General features: G+C 63.0%; 13 protein-coding genes and 2 pseudogenes. 12 read left to right on the top strand and 3 right to left on the bottom strand.

Going from position 1 to position 17,547, the window contains the following annotated elements:
- Nucleotides 1-21 precede the first annotated feature (21 nt).
- From ACSQ3L_RS11350 to ACSQ3L_RS11320, 7 genes are all read left to right on the top strand, one after another.
- Nucleotides 22-411, top strand: a complete 390-nt coding sequence (locus ACSQ3L_RS11350; RefSeq protein WP_436160022.1) for a c-type cytochrome — start codon at nucleotides 22-24, stop codon at nucleotides 409-411.
- 309 nt (nucleotides 412-720) lie between these two features.
- Nucleotides 721-1,809 (top strand): hypothetical protein, encoded by a 1,089-nt coding sequence (locus ACSQ3L_RS11345; RefSeq protein WP_436160021.1) that lies wholly within the window; start codon nucleotides 721-723, stop codon nucleotides 1,807-1,809.
- A 31-nt stretch (nucleotides 1,810-1,840) separates the two neighbouring features.
- A complete protein-coding gene (locus tag ACSQ3L_RS11340; RefSeq protein WP_436160020.1) occupies nucleotides 1,841-2,986 on the top strand; it encodes a hypothetical protein in 1,146 nt (381 codons plus the stop codon).
- 24 nt (nucleotides 2,987-3,010) lie between these two features.
- Nucleotides 3,011-4,921: an AAA family ATPase gene (locus ACSQ3L_RS11335; protein ID WP_436160019.1), complete on the top strand. Its 1,911-nt coding sequence runs from the start codon at nucleotides 3,011-3,013 to the stop codon at nucleotides 4,919-4,921.
- Nucleotides 4,922-5,116: 195 nt separating this feature from the next.
- Nucleotides 5,117-6,427: a DUF6638 family protein gene (locus tag ACSQ3L_RS11330; protein WP_436160018.1), complete on the top strand. Its 1,311-nt coding sequence runs from the start codon at nucleotides 5,117-5,119 to the stop codon at nucleotides 6,425-6,427.
- Between the two features lie 105 nt (nucleotides 6,428-6,532).
- The gene (locus tag ACSQ3L_RS11325; protein WP_436160017.1) at nucleotides 6,533-7,657 is read left to right on the top strand and encodes a DUF2333 family protein; all 1,125 of its coding nucleotides are present in this window, start codon (nucleotides 6,533-6,535) and stop codon (nucleotides 7,655-7,657) included.
- Between the two features lie 378 nt (nucleotides 7,658-8,035).
- Complete coding sequence (locus ACSQ3L_RS11320; RefSeq protein WP_436160016.1) at nucleotides 8,036-9,715, top strand: formate--tetrahydrofolate ligase; 1,680 nt, start codon at nucleotides 8,036-8,038, stop codon at nucleotides 9,713-9,715.
- 67 nt (nucleotides 9,716-9,782) lie between these two features.
- Here ACSQ3L_RS11320 and ACSQ3L_RS11315 read toward each other — a convergent pair.
- Nucleotides 9,783-10,393: pseudogene (locus ACSQ3L_RS11315) on the bottom strand (isochorismatase family protein).
- 128 nt (nucleotides 10,394-10,521) lie between these two features.
- Here ACSQ3L_RS11315 and ACSQ3L_RS11310 point away from each other — a divergent pair.
- Nucleotides 10,522-11,517 carry a GlxA family transcriptional regulator gene (locus ACSQ3L_RS11310; protein ID WP_436160015.1) on the top strand — a complete coding sequence of 332 codons (996 nt, stop codon included), beginning with the start codon at nucleotides 10,522-10,524 and terminating at the stop codon, nucleotides 11,515-11,517.
- Nucleotides 11,518-11,523: 6 nt separating this feature from the next.
- Here ACSQ3L_RS11310 and ACSQ3L_RS11305 read toward each other — a convergent pair whose 3' ends face one another.
- Entirely contained in the window at nucleotides 11,524-12,081 is a 558-nt protein-coding gene (locus tag ACSQ3L_RS11305) for a sugar O-acetyltransferase (RefSeq protein WP_436160014.1), read from the bottom strand.
- A 140-nt stretch (nucleotides 12,082-12,221) separates the two neighbouring features.
- Between ACSQ3L_RS11305 and ACSQ3L_RS11300 the strand changes: the two are divergent.
- The 4 genes and pseudogenes from ACSQ3L_RS11300 (at nucleotide 12,222) to ACSQ3L_RS11285 (ending at nucleotide 16,502) form a co-directional block, all read left to right on the top strand.
- Nucleotides 12,222-12,683 (top strand): annotated as a pseudogene (locus tag ACSQ3L_RS11300) (DUF4126 domain-containing protein).
- The gene (locus tag ACSQ3L_RS11295) at nucleotides 12,680-14,056 is read left to right on the top strand and encodes an FAD-containing oxidoreductase (protein WP_436160013.1); all 1,377 of its coding nucleotides are present in this window, start codon (nucleotides 12,680-12,682) and stop codon (nucleotides 14,054-14,056) included. The pseudogene ACSQ3L_RS11300 and the gene ACSQ3L_RS11295 overlap by 4 nt, the downstream one beginning before the upstream one ends.
- A 124-nt stretch (nucleotides 14,057-14,180) precedes the next feature.
- Entirely contained in the window at nucleotides 14,181-15,359 is a 1,179-nt protein-coding gene (locus ACSQ3L_RS11290; protein WP_436160012.1) for an MFS transporter, read from the top strand.
- An 87-nt stretch (nucleotides 15,360-15,446) separates the two neighbouring features.
- Nucleotides 15,447-16,502: a peptidase M14 gene (locus ACSQ3L_RS11285; protein ID WP_436160011.1), complete on the top strand. Its 1,056-nt coding sequence runs from the start codon at nucleotides 15,447-15,449 to the stop codon at nucleotides 16,500-16,502.
- A 7-nt stretch (nucleotides 16,503-16,509) separates the two neighbouring features.
- Here the strand turns inward: ACSQ3L_RS11285 and ACSQ3L_RS11280 are convergent, their stop codons facing one another.
- Nucleotides 16,510-17,280 carry an isocitrate lyase/PEP mutase family protein gene (locus ACSQ3L_RS11280; protein ID WP_436160010.1) on the bottom strand — a complete coding sequence of 257 codons (771 nt, stop codon included), beginning with the start codon at nucleotides 17,278-17,280 and terminating at the stop codon, nucleotides 16,510-16,512.
- Nucleotides 17,281-17,547: the final 267 nt, after the last annotated feature.

Here is a 17,547-nt window from a genome sequence, read left to right as displayed (position 1 = left end):
CAGAGCTCTCCGGGGTCAGTCATGTTTCGAGCCGCTTCGTCCGCCAGCATTCTTCTGCTTGCCACCTCGCTTGCCGCCTATGCCGGCGGTGATCCGGCCCTGGGCAAGAAGGTCTTCAACCGGTGCATGGCTTGCCACGAAGCGGCAACCGACCGCGACAAGGTCGGCCCCCATCTGAAGGGCGTCGTCGGGCGCACCGCCGGTAGCGCCGAAAGCTTCCTTGGCCACTATTCCGAAGCCATGAAGAGTGCCGGTGCCGGCGGCCTGGTCTGGGACGAGGCCAATCTCGCCGTGTATCTCAAGGCACCCCGGCTCAAGGTGCCCGGCAACAAGATGGCATTTGCCGGTCTGGCCAATGACGACGACATCGCCAATGTCATCGCCTATTTGAAGGCTGATCCCAAGCCCTGAACCGCCGCACGAGCGTCGCTGTAAAGCGGCTTTCGCTTACCTGTCGCGATCTCGATTGCTTCAAATGGTTGCTGAATACTGAGGCATCCGCGCCGTCGCTTCGCCGCATGAAAGTTCAATGACAGCTGAACTATGCCTTGGCCGACAAGCTAATCAAGCCATGCCCCCGCCTTCACTGACTTTCAAGAGCGGGACGGATTCTTTTGTTTTCACGCCGCCTTTGTCTTCACGTCTTTCAATCCCCGGATGCCCCACATATATTCGCCGCTGTTCGCGACCAGCGACGTCATGCCGAAGCGGGAGGCCCCAATGGCGACATTGCAGAATTTCGATGCCGAAATTGCCAAGACCAAGCAGGTCGTGCAGGACATGCGCACCAAGATCGAGCAGTCCGGCACCGTGCTTGATACGCTCGCCACATCAGACAAGAAGATCGGCGACGCCAATTTCGACATCGAGAACGCCCGCATCGAGGATGTGCTGAAGCAGCAGAAGGTGATGGAAGGCAACATCGCCGACCTGATCATCGGGCTGGAGGATGCTACCAACGTCTTCGGCACCGAGTTCGAGAGCATGAAGAACTACACCGGCTGGGAAAAATTCATCGGCGTCTTTTCCAGCCAGAGCAAGCAGCGCATGCGCACCGACCGCGTCCGCAACATGTCGCTGGCCGGCAATCTGCAGGAACTGCTGGTTAAATCCGACACCATCGTCGGCATCCTGAAGGCGCAGAAAGAGGTCCTCGACCAGCGCTACAAGACCTCCGAAGCCAGCCTGTCGCAGGTCATCGAGCGCCGCAAGACCACCATGACCAATCTCGAAGCCGTGCAGAAGCGCATCGAGGAACTCAACCCGATGCTGCTCGACATCGAAAACAAGATCGCCGCTTCGACCAGCCAGAAGGAGCGCACGCAGCTCGAAGGCGAGCGCTCCAAGCTGGCGACGGAATACAACGAGAAGCAGGCCAAGGAGCAGGAGCTGCTGGCCGAGAGCCAGACGCTCGAGCGCTACACCTCGATGTTCCAGACCTTCGTCGATTCGCTCAACAACCAGATCGCCGCGCAGTCGACGCTGATCAACAAGCTGACCATCGATACCGAACAGCGCATCGTGCTCTACAAGGCACTGGAAGATTCGCTGAAGACTGCCGCCCAGCAGGACGTCGCCCACAAGATCAACACGCTGGGCAGCCGGGTCGACAACACCGCCGAGGAAACCATGGCCGGCATCGGTGCTGCTTCGCAAAAGCACATCGGCGACCTGCTCGAGATGCACGAGAAGAACATGGTCGCCACCGCCGACATCCAGCGCCGCAAGAAGCTGGCCGACGATGCCTTCGCCCGCCGCTTCGACGAGGTGCTGAAGAAGCACAATTCGGCAAACTACGTGCAGTCTTAAGGGTGACAGCACTGCCCGCGAGCGCCCAGGCATGACCCCCGAAAACGAAGCGGCGGCACGGTATTTTTCCGCCATCACGGCCGCGCTCAGCGGCCTTGAAGTGTTCATGCGCGACGATCGCTCGCCGCTCTACCGGCATGGCATCGTCGCCAAGATCGTCGCCGAATACATCGCCCGGCTCGACAAGTCGTTTTCCTGCTGGCGCAACCGGTTGGGCTTCATGGACACGTTCCGCATTTCGCGGGCCGAAAGCGGTTTTCCGGTGTTCCAGAACCTGCTCGAACTGGAAAACGACCGCCGCCAGGCCGATGCGCGGCTTGCCAACATTCCGCTGGCCGGCGAGTTGCGCGAGGAAATGGCCGACTTCATCCTGCGCCACAAGGAATTCCCCGAGGCGCTGCAGAAGTCGATGGCCGAGCGGCTCTATCTCGAGGACGTGAAAAGCGAGAACACGTTCGGTCCGTTCACCCTGGCGCAAACGGCCAAGGTCTCGGTCAACCCGAAGACGGGGCGGCCCTATTACCTCGTCCACTGGGCGACGTTCGACGGCAGCGCCAACCTGCCGCTGGTCTACATGGTGACGGTGGAGGATTCTTCCGACGCGATGATCCGCCAGCTCGTCGACAGAAACGGCAAGCTCAACGAGACGATCGACATTCCGCTGCCGGTCGATGGCCTGCTCAATCCCGAGCTTGCCCACCGTTTCGACGATTTCACCGAGAAGAACTCCGCCTATACGCTGTCGCCAGCGACCATCGCGGTCAACCTCGACAAGGATTTCGAGCCCCTGCACCCCAAGCAGCTGCGCCGCGTCGTGCTCGGCCCGTTCTATTCGGCGGGGATTACCGACAACAATTCGACGGTAACCGAAGTCCTGGCCAAGGTGCGCAAGCCGGAAAATGCCTGGCTGCTGACCTGGACAATCCAGGAGGTCTATTCCAAGAGCGAGAAACCCGGCCGCAAGGGGCTGTTTTCGAGCGAGAAGACGACGCAGGAGTTCTTCATCAACACCGACGATCTGGAAGCGGCGCGCCAGGGCGTGTCGAGCTACGAAAACCATGCGCTGATCCCGCACGAGGCCTACCAGGCGCTCTATGCCGCCGGCGAGGCGCAGAAGATCTTTGCCGGCTACAAGGTTCACATCCTGTCCAACGGACAGGTCATCTCAGACGTCTGACCGTCACACCACGGAGCACCCTTCATGGATACCGGCCTGACCACCATCCCGGAAGCCGCCATCGAGAAGCACCGCGCCACCGCGCAGAGCTTCATCACCCGCATTGTCGTGCTGGAGGATCCGTCACGCGAGTCCGGCACCGCACTTGCCGGCACCAACCGCCGCTTCGTCTCGACCGTCTCGGTCGGTTCGGTGCGCCGCACGCGCGAGGTCGAGCTGGCCAAGACCGTCGGCGCCGTTCATCCCGACGACCAGCTGCTGACCATCCCGCAGCACACGCTGTTGTTTCGCGCCCGGCGCGGCACAGCGATCGCGCTCGCAATATCGGACGTTTTCGCCGAGGGTTCGGATCTCGAAAGCCTGCAGGCCAAAAATACCCGCGCACCGCTTGAAGGTGACGAGGCATCCACCTTCAAGAAGCTTCTGTCGGCCTCGGCTTACATTTCGGCCTTCAGCCTCGCCTCCTATCTGTTCCAGCTGATCGACAGCGATGGCGAGGCACCCAACGACATCCCCGAGCCGGACTTCCTGTTCGACACGCCGCAGGATGCGGTGAAGTCGATCCTGGCCGGTCTCGACAAGGCGATATCGGGATCGTCCGACGATGGCGATTTGATGACCCGGGCGCGTGCCTTTGCCCGTGTCGCCATCGACGGGCTTCTGGCGCGCAAGGGCCGCTTCGACGGCATCGGCCCATTCGAGAACGCGCATATCCGCATCGATGCCGACGATTTCACCCTGGATGGCTTCGACGTCGCGCCGGGCAAGCGCTCAAAACCGCTGGTGATGACCTTCAAGAAGCCGGAAGAGGTCGTCGGCAACCACATCGCCAAATATCAGTCGGTCAAGCTCGCCAAGATGCTGATGGCCTATGATTTCGAGCGCGAGATGAACCCGTTCGTCGAGCTCGGCGGCTTTCTGTTCACCTTCATCGGCGACGGCGCGCCCGGCACCGGCAAGACGACGCTGATCCAGATGATCGCCGGCCTCGTCAACGGCTATTGCCAGGTTGCCGGCTATCCCTTCGCCTATGAGAATTTCGGCGTCGATCAGATCTCTTCCTACCAGGGCAAGTCGGGCCAGAACTGCCGCCAGTTCATCAACAATGTGCTGAACCCGCGCGTCATCGGCTTCGGCACCGTCGACGACATCGACCAGGTGGCCGCCAGGCGCTCGGATGACCGGGCATCGGCCGGCCAGCAGGAAATCACCGGCGTCTTGATGGACGCCTTCGCCGGTGCCGGCACGGTGGTGCGCGGCAACTGCTCGTTCGGCATGTTCTCCAACTATCCCGAAAATGTCGACGACGCGCTGCGCCAGCGCGCCGGCGCCCGCTGGCTGGTCGACGGGCCGCAAAGCCGCGACGACTACATCGACATCTTCGTGCTGCTCGCCGGCAAGAACCACAAGATCCCGCTCGGCGACCACGATCTCTACGCCGCGCAGGAAATCCAGCGCGCCGTGACCGAGGCCTATGAGGAGCACGAGAAGCCGCAGGAGGACGGGCTGATGAAGGTCTACGAGCGCTACATGAAGGAGAACGGCGCGCCGAAGTCGATGGCCGATATCGGCACCTATCTGCACCTGATCAAGGATGCCGAGCCGCGCTTCACCGGCCGCGCCATCAAGAACGTCACCGACGCCATCAAGATGCGCGCCATGGACATCGAGCTTCCCGACGACTGGTTCGAGAAGCCGGAAGTCTTCATGCACAAGGCCTATGACGAGAAGAAAGCGATGATCGAGGAACTGCGCGGACCCTTCTCGATGGACATGGTCATGCAGGAGATCAACCGCTACGCCGACTCGGAGTTCCGCTATTCCGACAAGTCCGACGACTCCGCCGTGGAGAAGCTGCTCCGCGACGCGAGGCTGCGCGAACGAGCCGCGCGCGAGATGGAGGAGATGAAGAAGAAGGGGCTGTGGAATGCGTGAGTGCGCGCCTACCCCCCTCTGGCCTGCCGGCCATCTCCCCCTCAAGGGGGGAGATTGGCTTTCATCATTGCTTTCGCCAATCTCCGACGTATCCGGAGGAGTGGCGCGGGGGATGCTGCCAATCTCCCCCCTTGAGGGGGAGATGGCCGGCAGGCCAGAGGGGGGTGCTGGCACGCTCCTAGGGAGCGATGCACCTTGACCGCCAAACCCACCAAAAAACCCGATCTCCTGCGCGACAATGAGCTGATCTATGGCCGTTTGCTCACGGTCGACGAGCCACACCTGATCCAGCGTTACAACAAGGCGCTGGCCGCATTCGGCCTGAAGCCGACCAAGCTGAAAAGCTTCCAGATCGACCGCACCGGCTTCTCGCCTGAAGTGGCCGAGGAATGCGACGACTATGATTATCTCGATCCCAACGAGGTCAACCGCCGTTTCATCATCCTGACGCCGTCGCAGATCGACCTGCCGGTGGTGCACACGGCCTTTTCCAACACCTCGCAGCTGATGTTCGAGTTCATGTCCAAGAACCAGCGCGCCATCGATGCGCTGACGATCAAGGACGTCATCTACGGCGAGATCGAGGATTCCGTTCCCAAGGTCAACGACATCGAGGATTTGCTGTCGATCAGCCAGGTCGAATTCAAGGTGCTGTCGGCCGAGGATGTGCTGGGCAAGGCCGCCGAACTCGGCAAGCTCGTCGACCGGCTGAAGCAGGAGCCCGACGCCTGGCGCGACAACGCCATGCTGACCCGGATGGTCGAGCTCGCCAAGATCTGCGGCGACATCCGCGAGAACGCGCTGGTGCCGGACCAGGTGATCTTCCGCCACAACGCCTACTGGACCAGCCATTTCGGCGGCCTCTACGTGTTCGTCGATCCCGATATGACGACGGTGATCAGCGATCCGGCCGCACCCGGATTCCGCCGTTCGCGGCCGTGGCAGGTCAGCTATCTCTCCATCAACGACGCCGACAAGGTGTTCAAGTTCCTCGCCACGACCGGCCGCATCGAGCTGCCGCGTGCCTCCTGGGTCGAGGCCTCGGGCTATCTCGAGCACCGTGCCGAGATGGTGGTGCGCGCGCTGATCCGCGATGCCGAGCCGGACCGCAATTTGACCAATGTCGACAAGGTCTGGCTGCAGACCTGGATTCAGAGCCATGCCGACCTGATCACCAAAGACGGTAATTTTCCCTTCCTCAACGCCGCCAAGCGCGAGATCGCCCAGCTTGGCCACCTCAAGATCGAGGATGTCTTCCCGCAGCAGCGCTTCCTGGTGATCCGCGCCAAGCCTGACCATCCCGACGCCTGGCTGACCAACCGGCTGATCTCGGATTTCGTGCCGTCGGACTTCGTCTCGCGCTACATCTTCAACAAGCAGGGCTTCTACAAGGACTATGACGGCTTCAGCGACGCCTGGCGATCGCATGTTGTGGACGTTCTCAAAACCACATATTTGAAGGACAAGGTGGCGTTTCGCACACGCCTCTACGGCCTGACTGACTAGAACGAAATGAGCCGTTATTTCGTTCTAACTTGTTGTTTTGGCGCATGATGTTATCCAAAAAGTCTGCAACTTTTTGGCATCATGCTTTGAGGGGGTGACACAGCCATGCTCGATCCGATCGTGAACTTCTTCACCCGGATTTTCCAGTGGATCGGCTGCGGCATCGGCCTCCTGATAGGCGTCATCCTGTGGCCCTTCCTGTGGGCCGGGCGCTGGTACACGCAGCGCGGCTGGATCCTCAAGGCGGCGGTCGGCCTCGCTGTGCTGGTGCTGATCGGCCTCTATGCCAACTTCTTCTATGCCACCCAGTGGTGGACCAACTTCAACCCGAACTATCCCGACACCTACACGTTCGAGAAGCGCAATGTCTCGGCTGGCGAACAGGTCGCCGCCGGCGCCGGCACGGACACCGCCAAGACCTGCGGCAATTCCGGCATTGCCCAGATCGCCGCCGACCTGACCGACTTCAACGTCAACCAGAATGCCTGGATCTCGTCGATGATCCTCTACAAGGTCGGCCTGTTCGGCATCGACTGGGACCACACGCCGTGGATGGACAACAAGGCCTCGTTCCAGCGCGGCATCAACCAGGCGGTGCGGCGCACGGCAACCGAACTCGCCGACAATCTCGGCAGGGTACGCACCACATCGCAGATCGATGCCGATCTGCAGGACGCGCGCGGCAATCTGCAGTTCGACGAATACACCTGGTATTTCGGCGTCAGCCCGTTCGGCCCGAAGACGCCGACGCCGAGCTACTACCGCGACGCCGTACGTAAGCTGCGTTCCTTCAACGCCCGCCTTGCCACCTGCCAGGCGACCTTCGACGCCCGCGCCGACAATCTGAAGCAATATATCGACCGCATAGCATCCGACATCGGCTCGACCTCGGCCATCCTCAAGGAGCGGGCTGAAAACCACAACAATGGCTGGTTCGATTTCCGCGCCGACGATCGCTACTGGTTCGCCTATGGCCAGCTCTACGCCTATTACGGCCTGATGAAGGGCGCCCAGGCGGACTTCGAGGACGTCATCAAGGAAAAGCACCTGCAGAGCCTATGGGACACGATGGACGCGCAATTCGTCTCGGCGCTGCGCATCCAGCCCTTCATCATAGCCAATGGCCGCGAGGATGGCTGGCTGCTGCCGACGCATCTGACGACGATGGGCTTCTATGTGCTGAGGGTGCGCTCCAATATGGTCGAGATCAGCAACGTTCTGACGCAATAAGGCTCTTCAGCCCAATGCATGTCGCCCAAAAGTGGTCCCGGTTTTGGGAGAACGACATGCATAAAAATAAGAGCCTAAAGCGCGAGGCGCTTTAGGCAGGCGATGGCGAATTTGCGCCGTCGCCTCTGTCGCATTCCGTGCATTGCGCGGCTGTTTTGAGACGGCGGAGCGGCGCGTCCTCTGGCTTCTATACGGCGCGACAACAGAGCCGGGAAGAACCGGCCGGTTCGCAGAGGAATTTTCTCTAGAGGAAACATAGTTGCACACAAGTTGACGCCGCGGCGGCGACAGGGTTAGAACATGCCCGCGCCCGGTTCCAACCTGCTTGCGAGTAGATCAAACCCGTCCCCTCCACCGTCCAATCCAGAGGAAGCCGTCATGGCCGAAGTGAAGTCCGACATCGAGATCGCGCGCGGCGCCAGGAAAAAGCAGATCCAGGAGATCGGCCAGAAGATCGGCATCCCGACCGAACATCTGCTGCCCTACGGCCATGACAAGGCCAAAATCTCAGCCGAATTCATCAAGTCGGTGAAGGGCAACAAGGACGGCAAGCTGATCCTCGTCACCGCCATCAACCCGACGCCGGCCGGCGAAGGCAAGACGACGACCACGGTCGGCCTTGGCGACGGCCTGAACCGCATCGGCAAGAAGGCGATCGTCTGCATCCGCGAAGCCTCGCTCGGCCCGAACTTCGGCGTCAAGGGCGGTGCTGCCGGCGGCGGCTATGCGCAGGTCGTGCCGATGGAGGACATGAACCTCCACTTCACCGGTGACTTCCACGCCATCACCACGGCGCACAATCTTCTTTCGGCGCTGATCGACAACCACATCTACTGGGGCAACGAGCTCGGCATCGATATCCGCCGCGTCGTCTGGCGCCGCGTCATGGACATGAACGACCGTGCGCTGCGCGAGATGATCTGCTCGCTCGGCGGCGTCGCCAACGGCTTTCCGCGCGAGGGCGGCTTCGACATCACTGTCGCCTCGGAGGTCATGGCCATCTTGTGCCTGTCGACCGACCTGAAGGACCTCGAGAAGCGCCTCGGCGACATCATCGTCGCCTATCGCCGCGACAAGTCGGCGGTCTACGCCCGCGACCTCAAGGCCGACGGCGCCATGGCCGTGCTGCTGAAGGACGCCATGCAGCCGAACCTGGTGCAGACGCTGGAGAACAACCCGGCCTTCGTCCACGGCGGCCCGTTCGCCAACATCGCGCATGGCTGCAACTCGGTCGTCGCCACCACGACGGCGCTCAAGCTCGCCGACTATGTCGTCACCGAAGCCGGCTTCGGCGCCGATCTCGGTGCGGAAAAGTTCTTCGACATCAAGTGCCGCAAGGCGGGCCTCAAGCCGGCGGCGGCGGTCATCGTCGCCACCGTGCGCGCCATGAAGATGAATGGCGGCGTCAAGAAGGAAGACCTCGGCAAGGAAAACGTCGAAGCGGTGAAGAAGGGCTGCGCCAACCTCGGCCGTCACATCGAGAACATCCGCCAGTTCGGCGTGCCGGCGGTGGTTGCCATCAACCATTTTTATTCGGACACCGACGCCGAAATCCGTGCGATGAAGGACTATGTCGCCTCGATGGGCGAAGAGGCGATCCTGTGCAAACATTGGGCTCACGGCTCGGCCGGCATCGAGGAGCTTGCCAACAAGGTGGTGGCGCTGGCCGAATCCGGCGCCTCGCAGTTCGCGCCGCTTTATCCCGACGCCATGCCGCTGTTCGAGAAGATCAACACCATCGTCCAGCGCATCTATCGCGGCTCGGAAGCGATTGCCGACAAGTCAGTGCGCGACCAGTTGCACGCCTGGGAGCAAGCCGGCTATGGCCACCTGCCGGTCTGCATGGCCAAGACGCAGTACTCGTTCTCGACCGATCCGAACCTGCGCGGCGCGCCGACCGGCCACACCGTGCCGGTGCGCGAGGTCAGGCTTTCGGCCGGTGCCGGCTTCGTCGTCATCATCTGCGGCGAGGTCATGACCATGCCCGGCCTGCCCAAGGCACCGTCCTCGGAAAAGATCTTCCTCAACGAGATGGGCCAGATCGAAGGGCTGTTCTGAGGCCTTAAGTCTCGACAACAAGAAGGGCGCCGCAGCGATGCGGCGCCCTTTCTGTTTTCGGACAATCCTACGCGGCGCTGCGCGACAGCGCCCGCTGGTTCGAGCCGAAGATCGTATCGCGCTCCGGCAGCGCGCCGGTCTTCAGGCACTCGACCCATTCGGCGGTCTTGAGCACGGCAGCGAAGCGCGACTGCAGGATGATCGTGACCACGCGGTGGATTTCCTCAGCCGACGCGTAGCCGGCGCTGTTGGCGTAAGGCACCGAGCCGGTCGCGTCGGACAGGAACTCGACGGCAAGGCCCATATGCACGGCGTGGATGATGGTCGACAGGTCGCAATTATGCGTCATGTAGCCGACAACCGTGATCGTATCGATGGCGTGAAGGCCGAGGGCAGGTTCTTTTCGACATAATGGTTGCGCTCGCGCCTGGCGATCTCGGGATGCAGTTCGCCGCCGTGACTGCCCTTGGCGAAGATCGGCGATGTCTCCGGCGCCATCTGCTTGACGACCACCACCTTGATGCCGGCCGCAGTCGCCGCATCCATGGCCCGGGCCACATTGACGACGCTGTCGCGGAACGGCGGATGCTGGATGGCCAGATTGCCGCCGTCATAGTCGTTCTGCACATCGACGACGATCAGCGCCCGGCGCGGCGTGGTGTTGGCTGGGTCAGACATGGTGTTTTCCTTTCCGGCTTGAATGCGATGGGCCGAAAATAGGCGTGTTCCCAGACAGCCGAAAGTGGCCCGATTGACATCATTCGAAAGAATTGGGACAATCCGCTTTCATCTGCCGGAAAGCGCCCATGACCGACCCGATAATTGCCGTCCTCGCCTTCGACGGCATCAGCCCGTTCCATCTTTCCGTGCCGTGCCTCGTCTTCGGCGAGGACAGGACGGCGCTTGGCCTGCCGCGCTTCGACTTCCGCATCTGCGCGGTCAAGGTCGGCCCGATCCACACCGAAGCGGGACTGACAATTGCCGCGCCGCATGGGCTCGAAGGGCTCGACGGCGCCGATATCGTCATCGTCCCAAGCTGGCATCATCTCGGCGAACCGGTAACGCCGCTGCTGATGGAGGCGCTGCGCCGGGCGCACCAACGCGGTGCCTTGATTGTCGGCCTGTGCCTCGGAACCTTCGCCATTGCCGCGGCCGGGCTGCTTTCGGGCCGCCGTGCCGCGACACATTGGGCCTATTCCGAGCGACTGCAGAAACTTCATCCCGACATCGTTGTCGACCCGACGGTGCTCTATGTCGACAATGGCGACGTCGTGACCTCGGCCGGTGTCGCCGCCGGCCTCGACTGCTGTCTCCACATCGTGCGCGCCCGCTATGGCGCGGAAGCCGCACTGCGGCTCGCCCGCCAGATCGTGCTTTCCCCGCACCGGCAGGGCGGGCAGGCGCAATTCATCGAGCATCCCGTGGCAAGGAGCGCCGATGCTGACCGCTTCACCCAGGCCCTAGACGCGGTTCGCGCCACGCTTGGCGAGACGCACAGCCTCGACAGCGTCGCCGAAGCTGCCGGCCTGACCCGGCGCACCTTCACCCGCCGCTTTCAGAAATCGATCGGCACCAGCTTTGGCGATTGGCTGACCAGCCAGCGGATCGAACTGGCGCAAAGGTTGCTGGAAGCGACGGAGAAATCCATGGACATGGTGGCCTTCGAGGCCGGCTTCGGCAGCGCCACCTCGCTGCGCCAGCATTTTTCGGCACGGCTCAGGACATCGCCGGCGCAATACCGGCGCGAATTCTCCAGGCGTGCCGATCAGGACGAGCGCATGGCGCGCGGGCTGTCGCACTGATCGAATTCAATCCCGCTTGACCGCCCGTGCCGGATTGCCAACCACCGTGGTGTTCGCGGCCACGTCGCGCGTCACCACCGCTCCGGCACCGACGATGGCGCCTTCACCGATACTGACGCCGCCGAGGATGATCGCGCTGCCGCCGATCCACGCATTGGCGCCGATCTCGACCGGCCTGGCGATCTCCAATCCGGCAAGCCGTCCCGTGGCCTCCTTGTGATGCTCGGCGCAATAGATCTGTACATTGGGACCGAGCATCGTTCCATTGCCGATGCGCACGCTCGCCGTGTCGAGGATGGTGCAGCCGGCATTGAGAAAGACGCCGTCGCCGAGAAAGATGTTGAACCCATAGGCGCAATGGAACGGCGTCTCGATACGGGCGCCCTCGCCCACCCTGCCGAGCAGCGCCTTCAAGTCCGGCCCAAGGTTGCCGCGTTGACGAGGCGGCAGTGAATTGTGCTCGAACACCGCATCACGCGCTATCACGCGCAAGGACTCCAATTCGTCGTCGAGGCACGTGTACCATTGGCCGGCCGCCATCTTTGTGCGCTCGCTGTTACTCATGGCGGGTCTCCAATTGGCGTCATTGCAAAGCACAAGTGCAGCCAACAGAAAAGCGCCGATGCAAGTACTGGTCAAATATTGGACCTATGGTAGCCTGCATCTCAAGGCCGTCCTGGCCCGGTGATCGAGGGGGATCGACCATGCTCTACATTCTCGCACTTATGATCGGCGTCATTGCCGGTCTTCGCGCGATGACCGCGCCGGCCGCCGTCGCCTGAGGCGCTTATCTCGGCTGGCTGCCGGTTGCCGGCACCTGGGCCAGTTTCATGAGCCATTGGGCAGCCGTCGGCATCTTCACCATCCTGGCCATCGTCGAGCTGGTCACCGACCAGTTGCCGTCGACGCCAAGCCGCAAAGTGCCGCAGCAATTCGGCGCCCGCATCGTCATGGGCGCCTTCACCGGCGCGGTGATCGGCGTCACCGGTGGTTCAACCATCGGCGGCTTGATCGCTGGCGCCATCGGCGCCGTCATCGGCACGCTGGGCGGCGCTGAAGCGCGTGGCCGGCTGGCAGCAAACTTCGGCAAGGATCCGCCCGCCGCCTTCATCGAGGACGCGGTGGCGATCATCGGCGGCCTGCTGATCGTGGCGGCGGTGGCATGACGGCAAAAGCCTTCGACGCCATCATCATCGGTGCCGGACAGGCCGGCCCTCCGCTGGCCGGCCGGCTGAACGCCGCCGGAATGAGCGTGGCGCTGATCGAGCGCAAGCTGGTCGGCGGCACCTGCGTCAACACCGGCTGCATGCCGACCAAGACCATGGTCGCCAGCGCCTATGCCGCGCATCTGGCCCGCCGCGCCGCCGACTATGGCGTCACGCTCGGCGGCCCCGTCGGCGTCGACTATGCCAGGATCAAGGCGCGCAAGGACAAGGTGTCGAACGACGCGCGGGGCAATCTCGAAACCTGGATCGCCGGCATGGACAGATGCACCCTCTATCGCGGCCACGCGCGCTTCGAATCCGCCACCACGGTGCGCGTCGGCGACGACCTCCTGACCGCCGAAAAGATCTTCCTCAACACCGGCGGCCGGGCCTCGGTGCCCGACCTGCCCGGCGTCCATGACATCGACTATCTGACCAACTCGTCGATGATGGATCTCGACGTGCTGCCGCGCCATCTCGTCGTCGTCGGCGGTAGCTACATCTCGCTCGAATTCGCGCAGATGTTCCGCCGCTTCGGCAGCGAAGTCACCGTCATCGAGAAGAGCCCGCGCCTGGCCGGCCGCGAGGACGAGGATGTTTCCGACGCCATCCTTTCCATCCTCGAAAACGAAGGCATCACGGTTCATGTCGGTGCCGAAGACATCGGCTTTGCCAGACTGGGCAACGATATCGCCGTGACCTTCTCCGCCGGCAAGCCACCGGCCGTCGGCTCGCATGTGCTTCTGGCGCTGGGACGCGTTCCCAACACCGACGATCTCGGCCTCGACAAGGCAGGCGTCGAGGTCGACCGGCGCGGCTTCGTCACCGTCGACGACCAACTGCGCACCAGCGTGCCCGGCATCTGGGCGATGGGCGACTGCAACGGCAAGGGCGCCTTCACCCACACTTCCTACAACGACTACGAAATCGTCGCCGCCAATCTGCTCGACAACGACCCGCGGAGGATCAGCGACCGCATCGAGGCCTACGCGCTTTACATCGACCCGCCGCTCGGCCGCTGCGGCATGACCGAGGCCGCGGTGAAGAAATCTGGCCGCCGCGCACTGGTCGGTCAGCGGCCGATGACCCGTGTTGGCCGCGCCGTCGAAAAGGGCGAGACGCAGGGCTTCATGAAGATCCTGGTCGACGCCGACACAAGGGAAATCCTTGGCTGCTCGGTGCTCGGCCCCGGCGGCGACGAGGCGGTGCATTGTGTGCTCGACCTGATGTACGCCAAGGCGCCCGTCGACACGCTGGCGCGTGCCGTGCACATCCACCCGAATGTTTCCGAGTTGCTGCCCACCATCGCCCAGGAGCTGAAGCCGCTGGTTTGACAGCCTGCGGCGACCCATCTCAGAGCTCTTCCTTTTCTGCATCGCTGCAATGCAGCAATGCCGCTTGCGCCCGGTGGCATCCCTCGCGCAGTCTGAAATTGAACCGATTCAGTCTGGACGCCTCATGCCCTTGCCGATCCTTGCGCTTGCCATTGCGTCCTTCTGCATCGGCACCACCGAATTCGTCATCATGGGCCTGCTGCCGGAGGTCGCCGCCGATCTCGGAGTCTCCATTCCCTCGGCGGGCCTGCTGGTCACCGGCTATGCGCTGGGCGTCGTCTTCGGCGCTCCGATCGTCGCCATGGCCACCGCGCATTTGCAGCGCAAGCCTGTGCTGGTCGGGCTGGCCGTGCTGTTCGTCGTCGGCAATCTGTTTTGCGCCATCGCGCCCAACTACTGGACGCTGATGGCCGCGCGCGTCTTCACCGCCTTCGGCCACGGCGCCTTCTTCGGCATCGGCTCGGTCGTTGCCGCCAGCCTGGTGCCGCGCAACAAGCGCGCCAGCGCCATCGCGCTGATGTTCGCCGGGCTGACGCTGGCCAACATCCTGGGCGTTCCCGCCGGCACTGCATTGGGCGAAGCTTTCGGCTGGCGCGCCACATTCCTGGCCGTGGTCGGCATCGGCCTGATCTCGGTCGCAGCCATCGCCTGGCTGGTGCCATCCGATGTCACCGAGCCGAGCGGCGGCGGCCTGCGCGCCGAAGTGCGCGTGCTCGGCAAGCTGCAGGTGTGGCTGGCGATGCTGATCGCGGCGCTGACCTCAGCCAGCCTTTTCGCCGTTTTCACCTATATAAAACCCTACCTCACCGACGTGTCGGGCCTGTCGACTTCAGCAGTCACCTGGGTGCTGCTGCTGTTCGGCGCAGGCATGACCATCGGCAACATCATCGGCGGCAAATTGGCCGACTGGAAGCTGATGCCGACGGTCATCGGCACGCTGCTGTCGCTGGCGCTGCTGTTTGTCGGCTTCATGCAGTTCGGCGCCATAGCCGGCGTTGCCATCGGCATCGTCTTCCTCTGGGGCCTGCTCGTCTTCGTCGTCGTGCCGCCGCTGCAGATCCGCGTCGTCGAGGCGGCATCCGAGGGACCGAACCTCGCCGCCACGCTGAACCAGGGCGCCTTCAATGTCGGCAATGCCAGCGGCGCCTGGATCGGCGGCGTGGCCCTTTCCGCCGGTGTTTCCTATGCCAACCTGCCGCTGGTCGGTGCAGTGATCGCCTTGTTGGCGGTCGCCGTCGCTGTGCTGTCGCAGGCGCTGGACCGACGCGCGCTTGTCGTCCCTCTCCAGGCTCCGGCGGAATAACCTCTTGCGCCCATAGCGCGGCACACTGGACCAATCGACATCGGTATCTTCAGATCGCATGTCTTCTCGCTCTTGAAGGAGAAAATCATGCAGAAATCGATCGAGCGCATCGCCGGCGAAAGCGAAGGCGTTTCCTACGAATTCCCGCTGTTCCGCTTCGCGGGCGCGGACAAGTCTGCCCCTTCAGCCTATCTGCAGGCAGCGCTCCATGCCGGCGAATTGCCGGGCGTCGTCGCCATCGACGCGCTGATGCCGATGCTCAACAAGGCCGAAGCCGAAGGCCGCATCAAGGGCAACCTCACCATCGTGCCCTGGGCCAACCCGATCGGCCGGGCGCAATATCATTTCGGCGAGCATCAGGGCCGCTTTCATCTGGGCACGCGCACCAATTTCAACCGCGGCTTCCCGCTGCTCGCGGCGCCCGACACAGCACTCTTGCCCGACACCGCCTTTGGCAACGTCGACCAGCGGCTGAAGACCCGGCTGGTGCAGTTGTCGCTCGGCCATGACATCGTGCTCGACCTGCACTGCGACGACGAAGGCCTTTCCTATCTCTATGTCCACACCAGCCTGTGGCCGGCAATGGCCGATTGCGCCGCCGCCATGGGCGTCGACGCGGTCGTGCTGTGGAGCGAGGACACCGACGGCACCTTCGAGGGCGCCTCGATCATGCCTTACCAGAACGTCCCCGCCGATGTGGCCAAGCTCGACCGTCGCGTCGCCACCACGGTCGAATATCGCGGCATCCTCGATGTCGACCGTGCCTTGGCCGCAGCCGACGCCGAAGGCCTCTACCGGCTGCTGGTGGCGCGCGGCGTGATCGCCGACACCACCCTGCCCGCGCCCGGCCCTTTCACCGGCGTCGTGGCTCCGCTGGAAAACGTCGACATGATGCCTGCCCCCAGGGGAGGCGCGGTGCTCTACGACGTGAAGCCCGGCGACCGTGTCGCCAAGGGCGCGCGCCTCGCAACCATCGTCCACGCACCGGGTGAAACCGATGGCCGCACCGAAGTCTTCGCACCTCAGGAAGGCATCATCCTGACCCGCCGCTCACGCCGCATCATCCGCGCCGGCGAGGATCTGTTGAAGCTGGTCGGCGACAGGAAGAGCGCCGACGCAAGGTCGGGAACGTTGGAGGACTAACTCCAGCCTATCCGGAAATGGCCTGCCTAGCCTTCGCCTCCAGCCATTCGGCCATCTGCCGGTAAGGCACCGGGCCGTGACTGACGCGGGCGACACCCAGTTCCGCCAGCCGCTGGCGCGGCGGCACGTGCGCCAGCGCGATGATGTTGACCGGCAACGCAATTGCCTTGCAGAGCGTCTGGATCAGGCCCTCATCGCCAAGACCCGGCGCAAAGAAGCCGTGCGCGCCGGCTTTTTCGAAGGCCTGTGCGCGCTCGATGGCCTGGTCGAGCAGCGCCTTGTCATGCGCATCCGGTTTCGCCTTGAGGAAGATGTCGGTTCGGGCATTGATGAACGCCGGTATGCCGGAGGTCTTGACCGCCGCCGCCGCGGCTTCGATGCGCTTTACCTGGACAGGGATGTCATGCAAGCCGGTGCCGCCGACGATCTGGTCTTCGAAATTGAAACCAATCGCGCCGGCCCGCAGCGCCAACGTTACCGTGCGGGCAACGATTTCCGGATCGACGCCGTACCCGCCTTCGAGATCCATGGTCACCGGCAGGTCGACCGACCCGACGATGCGTTTGATGTTGTCGAGTGCCAGCTCCAGCGGGATTTTTTCGCCATCAGCGTAGCCGAAGGCGGCCGCGACCGGCCAGCTTCCGGTGGCGATCGCCTTGGCTCCTGCTTTCTCGACGATCTTGGCCGAGCCCGGATCCCAGGCATTGTAGAGTACAACAGGGTTTCCCTTGACGTGGAGGGAATGGAACGTCCGCGCGCGCTCGATCTGCTCGGTCATGGTTGTTCACCCGCCTTTCTGCCGTTGGATGACCAATCTAGGCGGCCCTGTCGGCTTTGGCGATGTGCCATGAGTTGCAGAAGCGGCAGCCAAAGAACAGATTTTCAAACCTGTTGCGCATCCTCCTTTTCGCAGCTATGGATTTCGCCATGAACATGCGTTCGATCAAGACCGTTTGGTGGTGGGCCTGCTGACAGCGGCCTGTTCGAACACGTGCGCGTGAATAGAGAGGGTGGCCGCAACGGAAAGTCCGGGCGGCCATTTGTT

The organism is Mesorhizobium sp. LjRoot246 (assembly GCF_964254115.1).
Classification (GTDB): Bacteria; Pseudomonadota; Alphaproteobacteria; order Rhizobiales; family Rhizobiaceae; genus Mesorhizobium.
Note: the sequence above shows the minus strand (reverse complement) of the source record. Positions and strands in the feature narration are given on the sequence as shown.

Bases quoted from the DNA above. Each gene is read 5' to 3' on its own strand.
- ACSQ3L_RS11310 (WP_436160015.1), top strand. From the start codon at position 10,522: ATGACCGACCCGATAATTGCCGTCCTCGCCTTCGACGGCATCAGCCCG.
- ACSQ3L_RS11290 (WP_436160012.1), top strand. From the start codon at position 14,181: ATGCCCTTGCCGATCCTTGCGCTTGCCATTGCGTCCTTCTGCATCGGC.
- ACSQ3L_RS11320 (WP_436160016.1), top strand. From the start codon at position 8,036: ATGGCCGAAGTGAAGTCCGACATCGAGATCGCGCGCGGCGCCAGGAAA.
- ACSQ3L_RS11285 (WP_436160011.1), top strand. From the start codon at position 15,447: ATGCAGAAATCGATCGAGCGCATCGCCGGCGAAAGCGAAGGCGTTTCC.
- ACSQ3L_RS11295 (WP_436160013.1), top strand. From the start codon at position 12,680: ATGACGGCAAAAGCCTTCGACGCCATCATCATCGGTGCCGGACAGGCC.
- ACSQ3L_RS11335 (WP_436160019.1), top strand. From the start codon at position 3,011: ATGGATACCGGCCTGACCACCATCCCGGAAGCCGCCATCGAGAAGCAC.
- ACSQ3L_RS11340 (WP_436160020.1), top strand. From the start codon at position 1,841: ATGACCCCCGAAAACGAAGCGGCGGCACGGTATTTTTCCGCCATCACG.
- ACSQ3L_RS11305 (WP_436160014.1), bottom strand. From the start codon at position 12,081: ATGAGTAACAGCGAGCGCACAAAGATGGCGGCCGGCCAATGGTACACG.
- ACSQ3L_RS11280 (WP_436160010.1), bottom strand. From the start codon at position 17,280: ATGACCGAGCAGATCGAGCGCGCGCGGACGTTCCATTCCCTCCACGTC.
- ACSQ3L_RS11345 (WP_436160021.1), top strand. From the start codon at position 721: ATGGCGACATTGCAGAATTTCGATGCCGAAATTGCCAAGACCAAGCAG.
- ACSQ3L_RS11350 (WP_436160022.1), top strand. From the start codon at position 22: ATGTTTCGAGCCGCTTCGTCCGCCAGCATTCTTCTGCTTGCCACCTCG.
- ACSQ3L_RS11325 (WP_436160017.1), top strand. From the start codon at position 6,533: ATGCTCGATCCGATCGTGAACTTCTTCACCCGGATTTTCCAGTGGATC.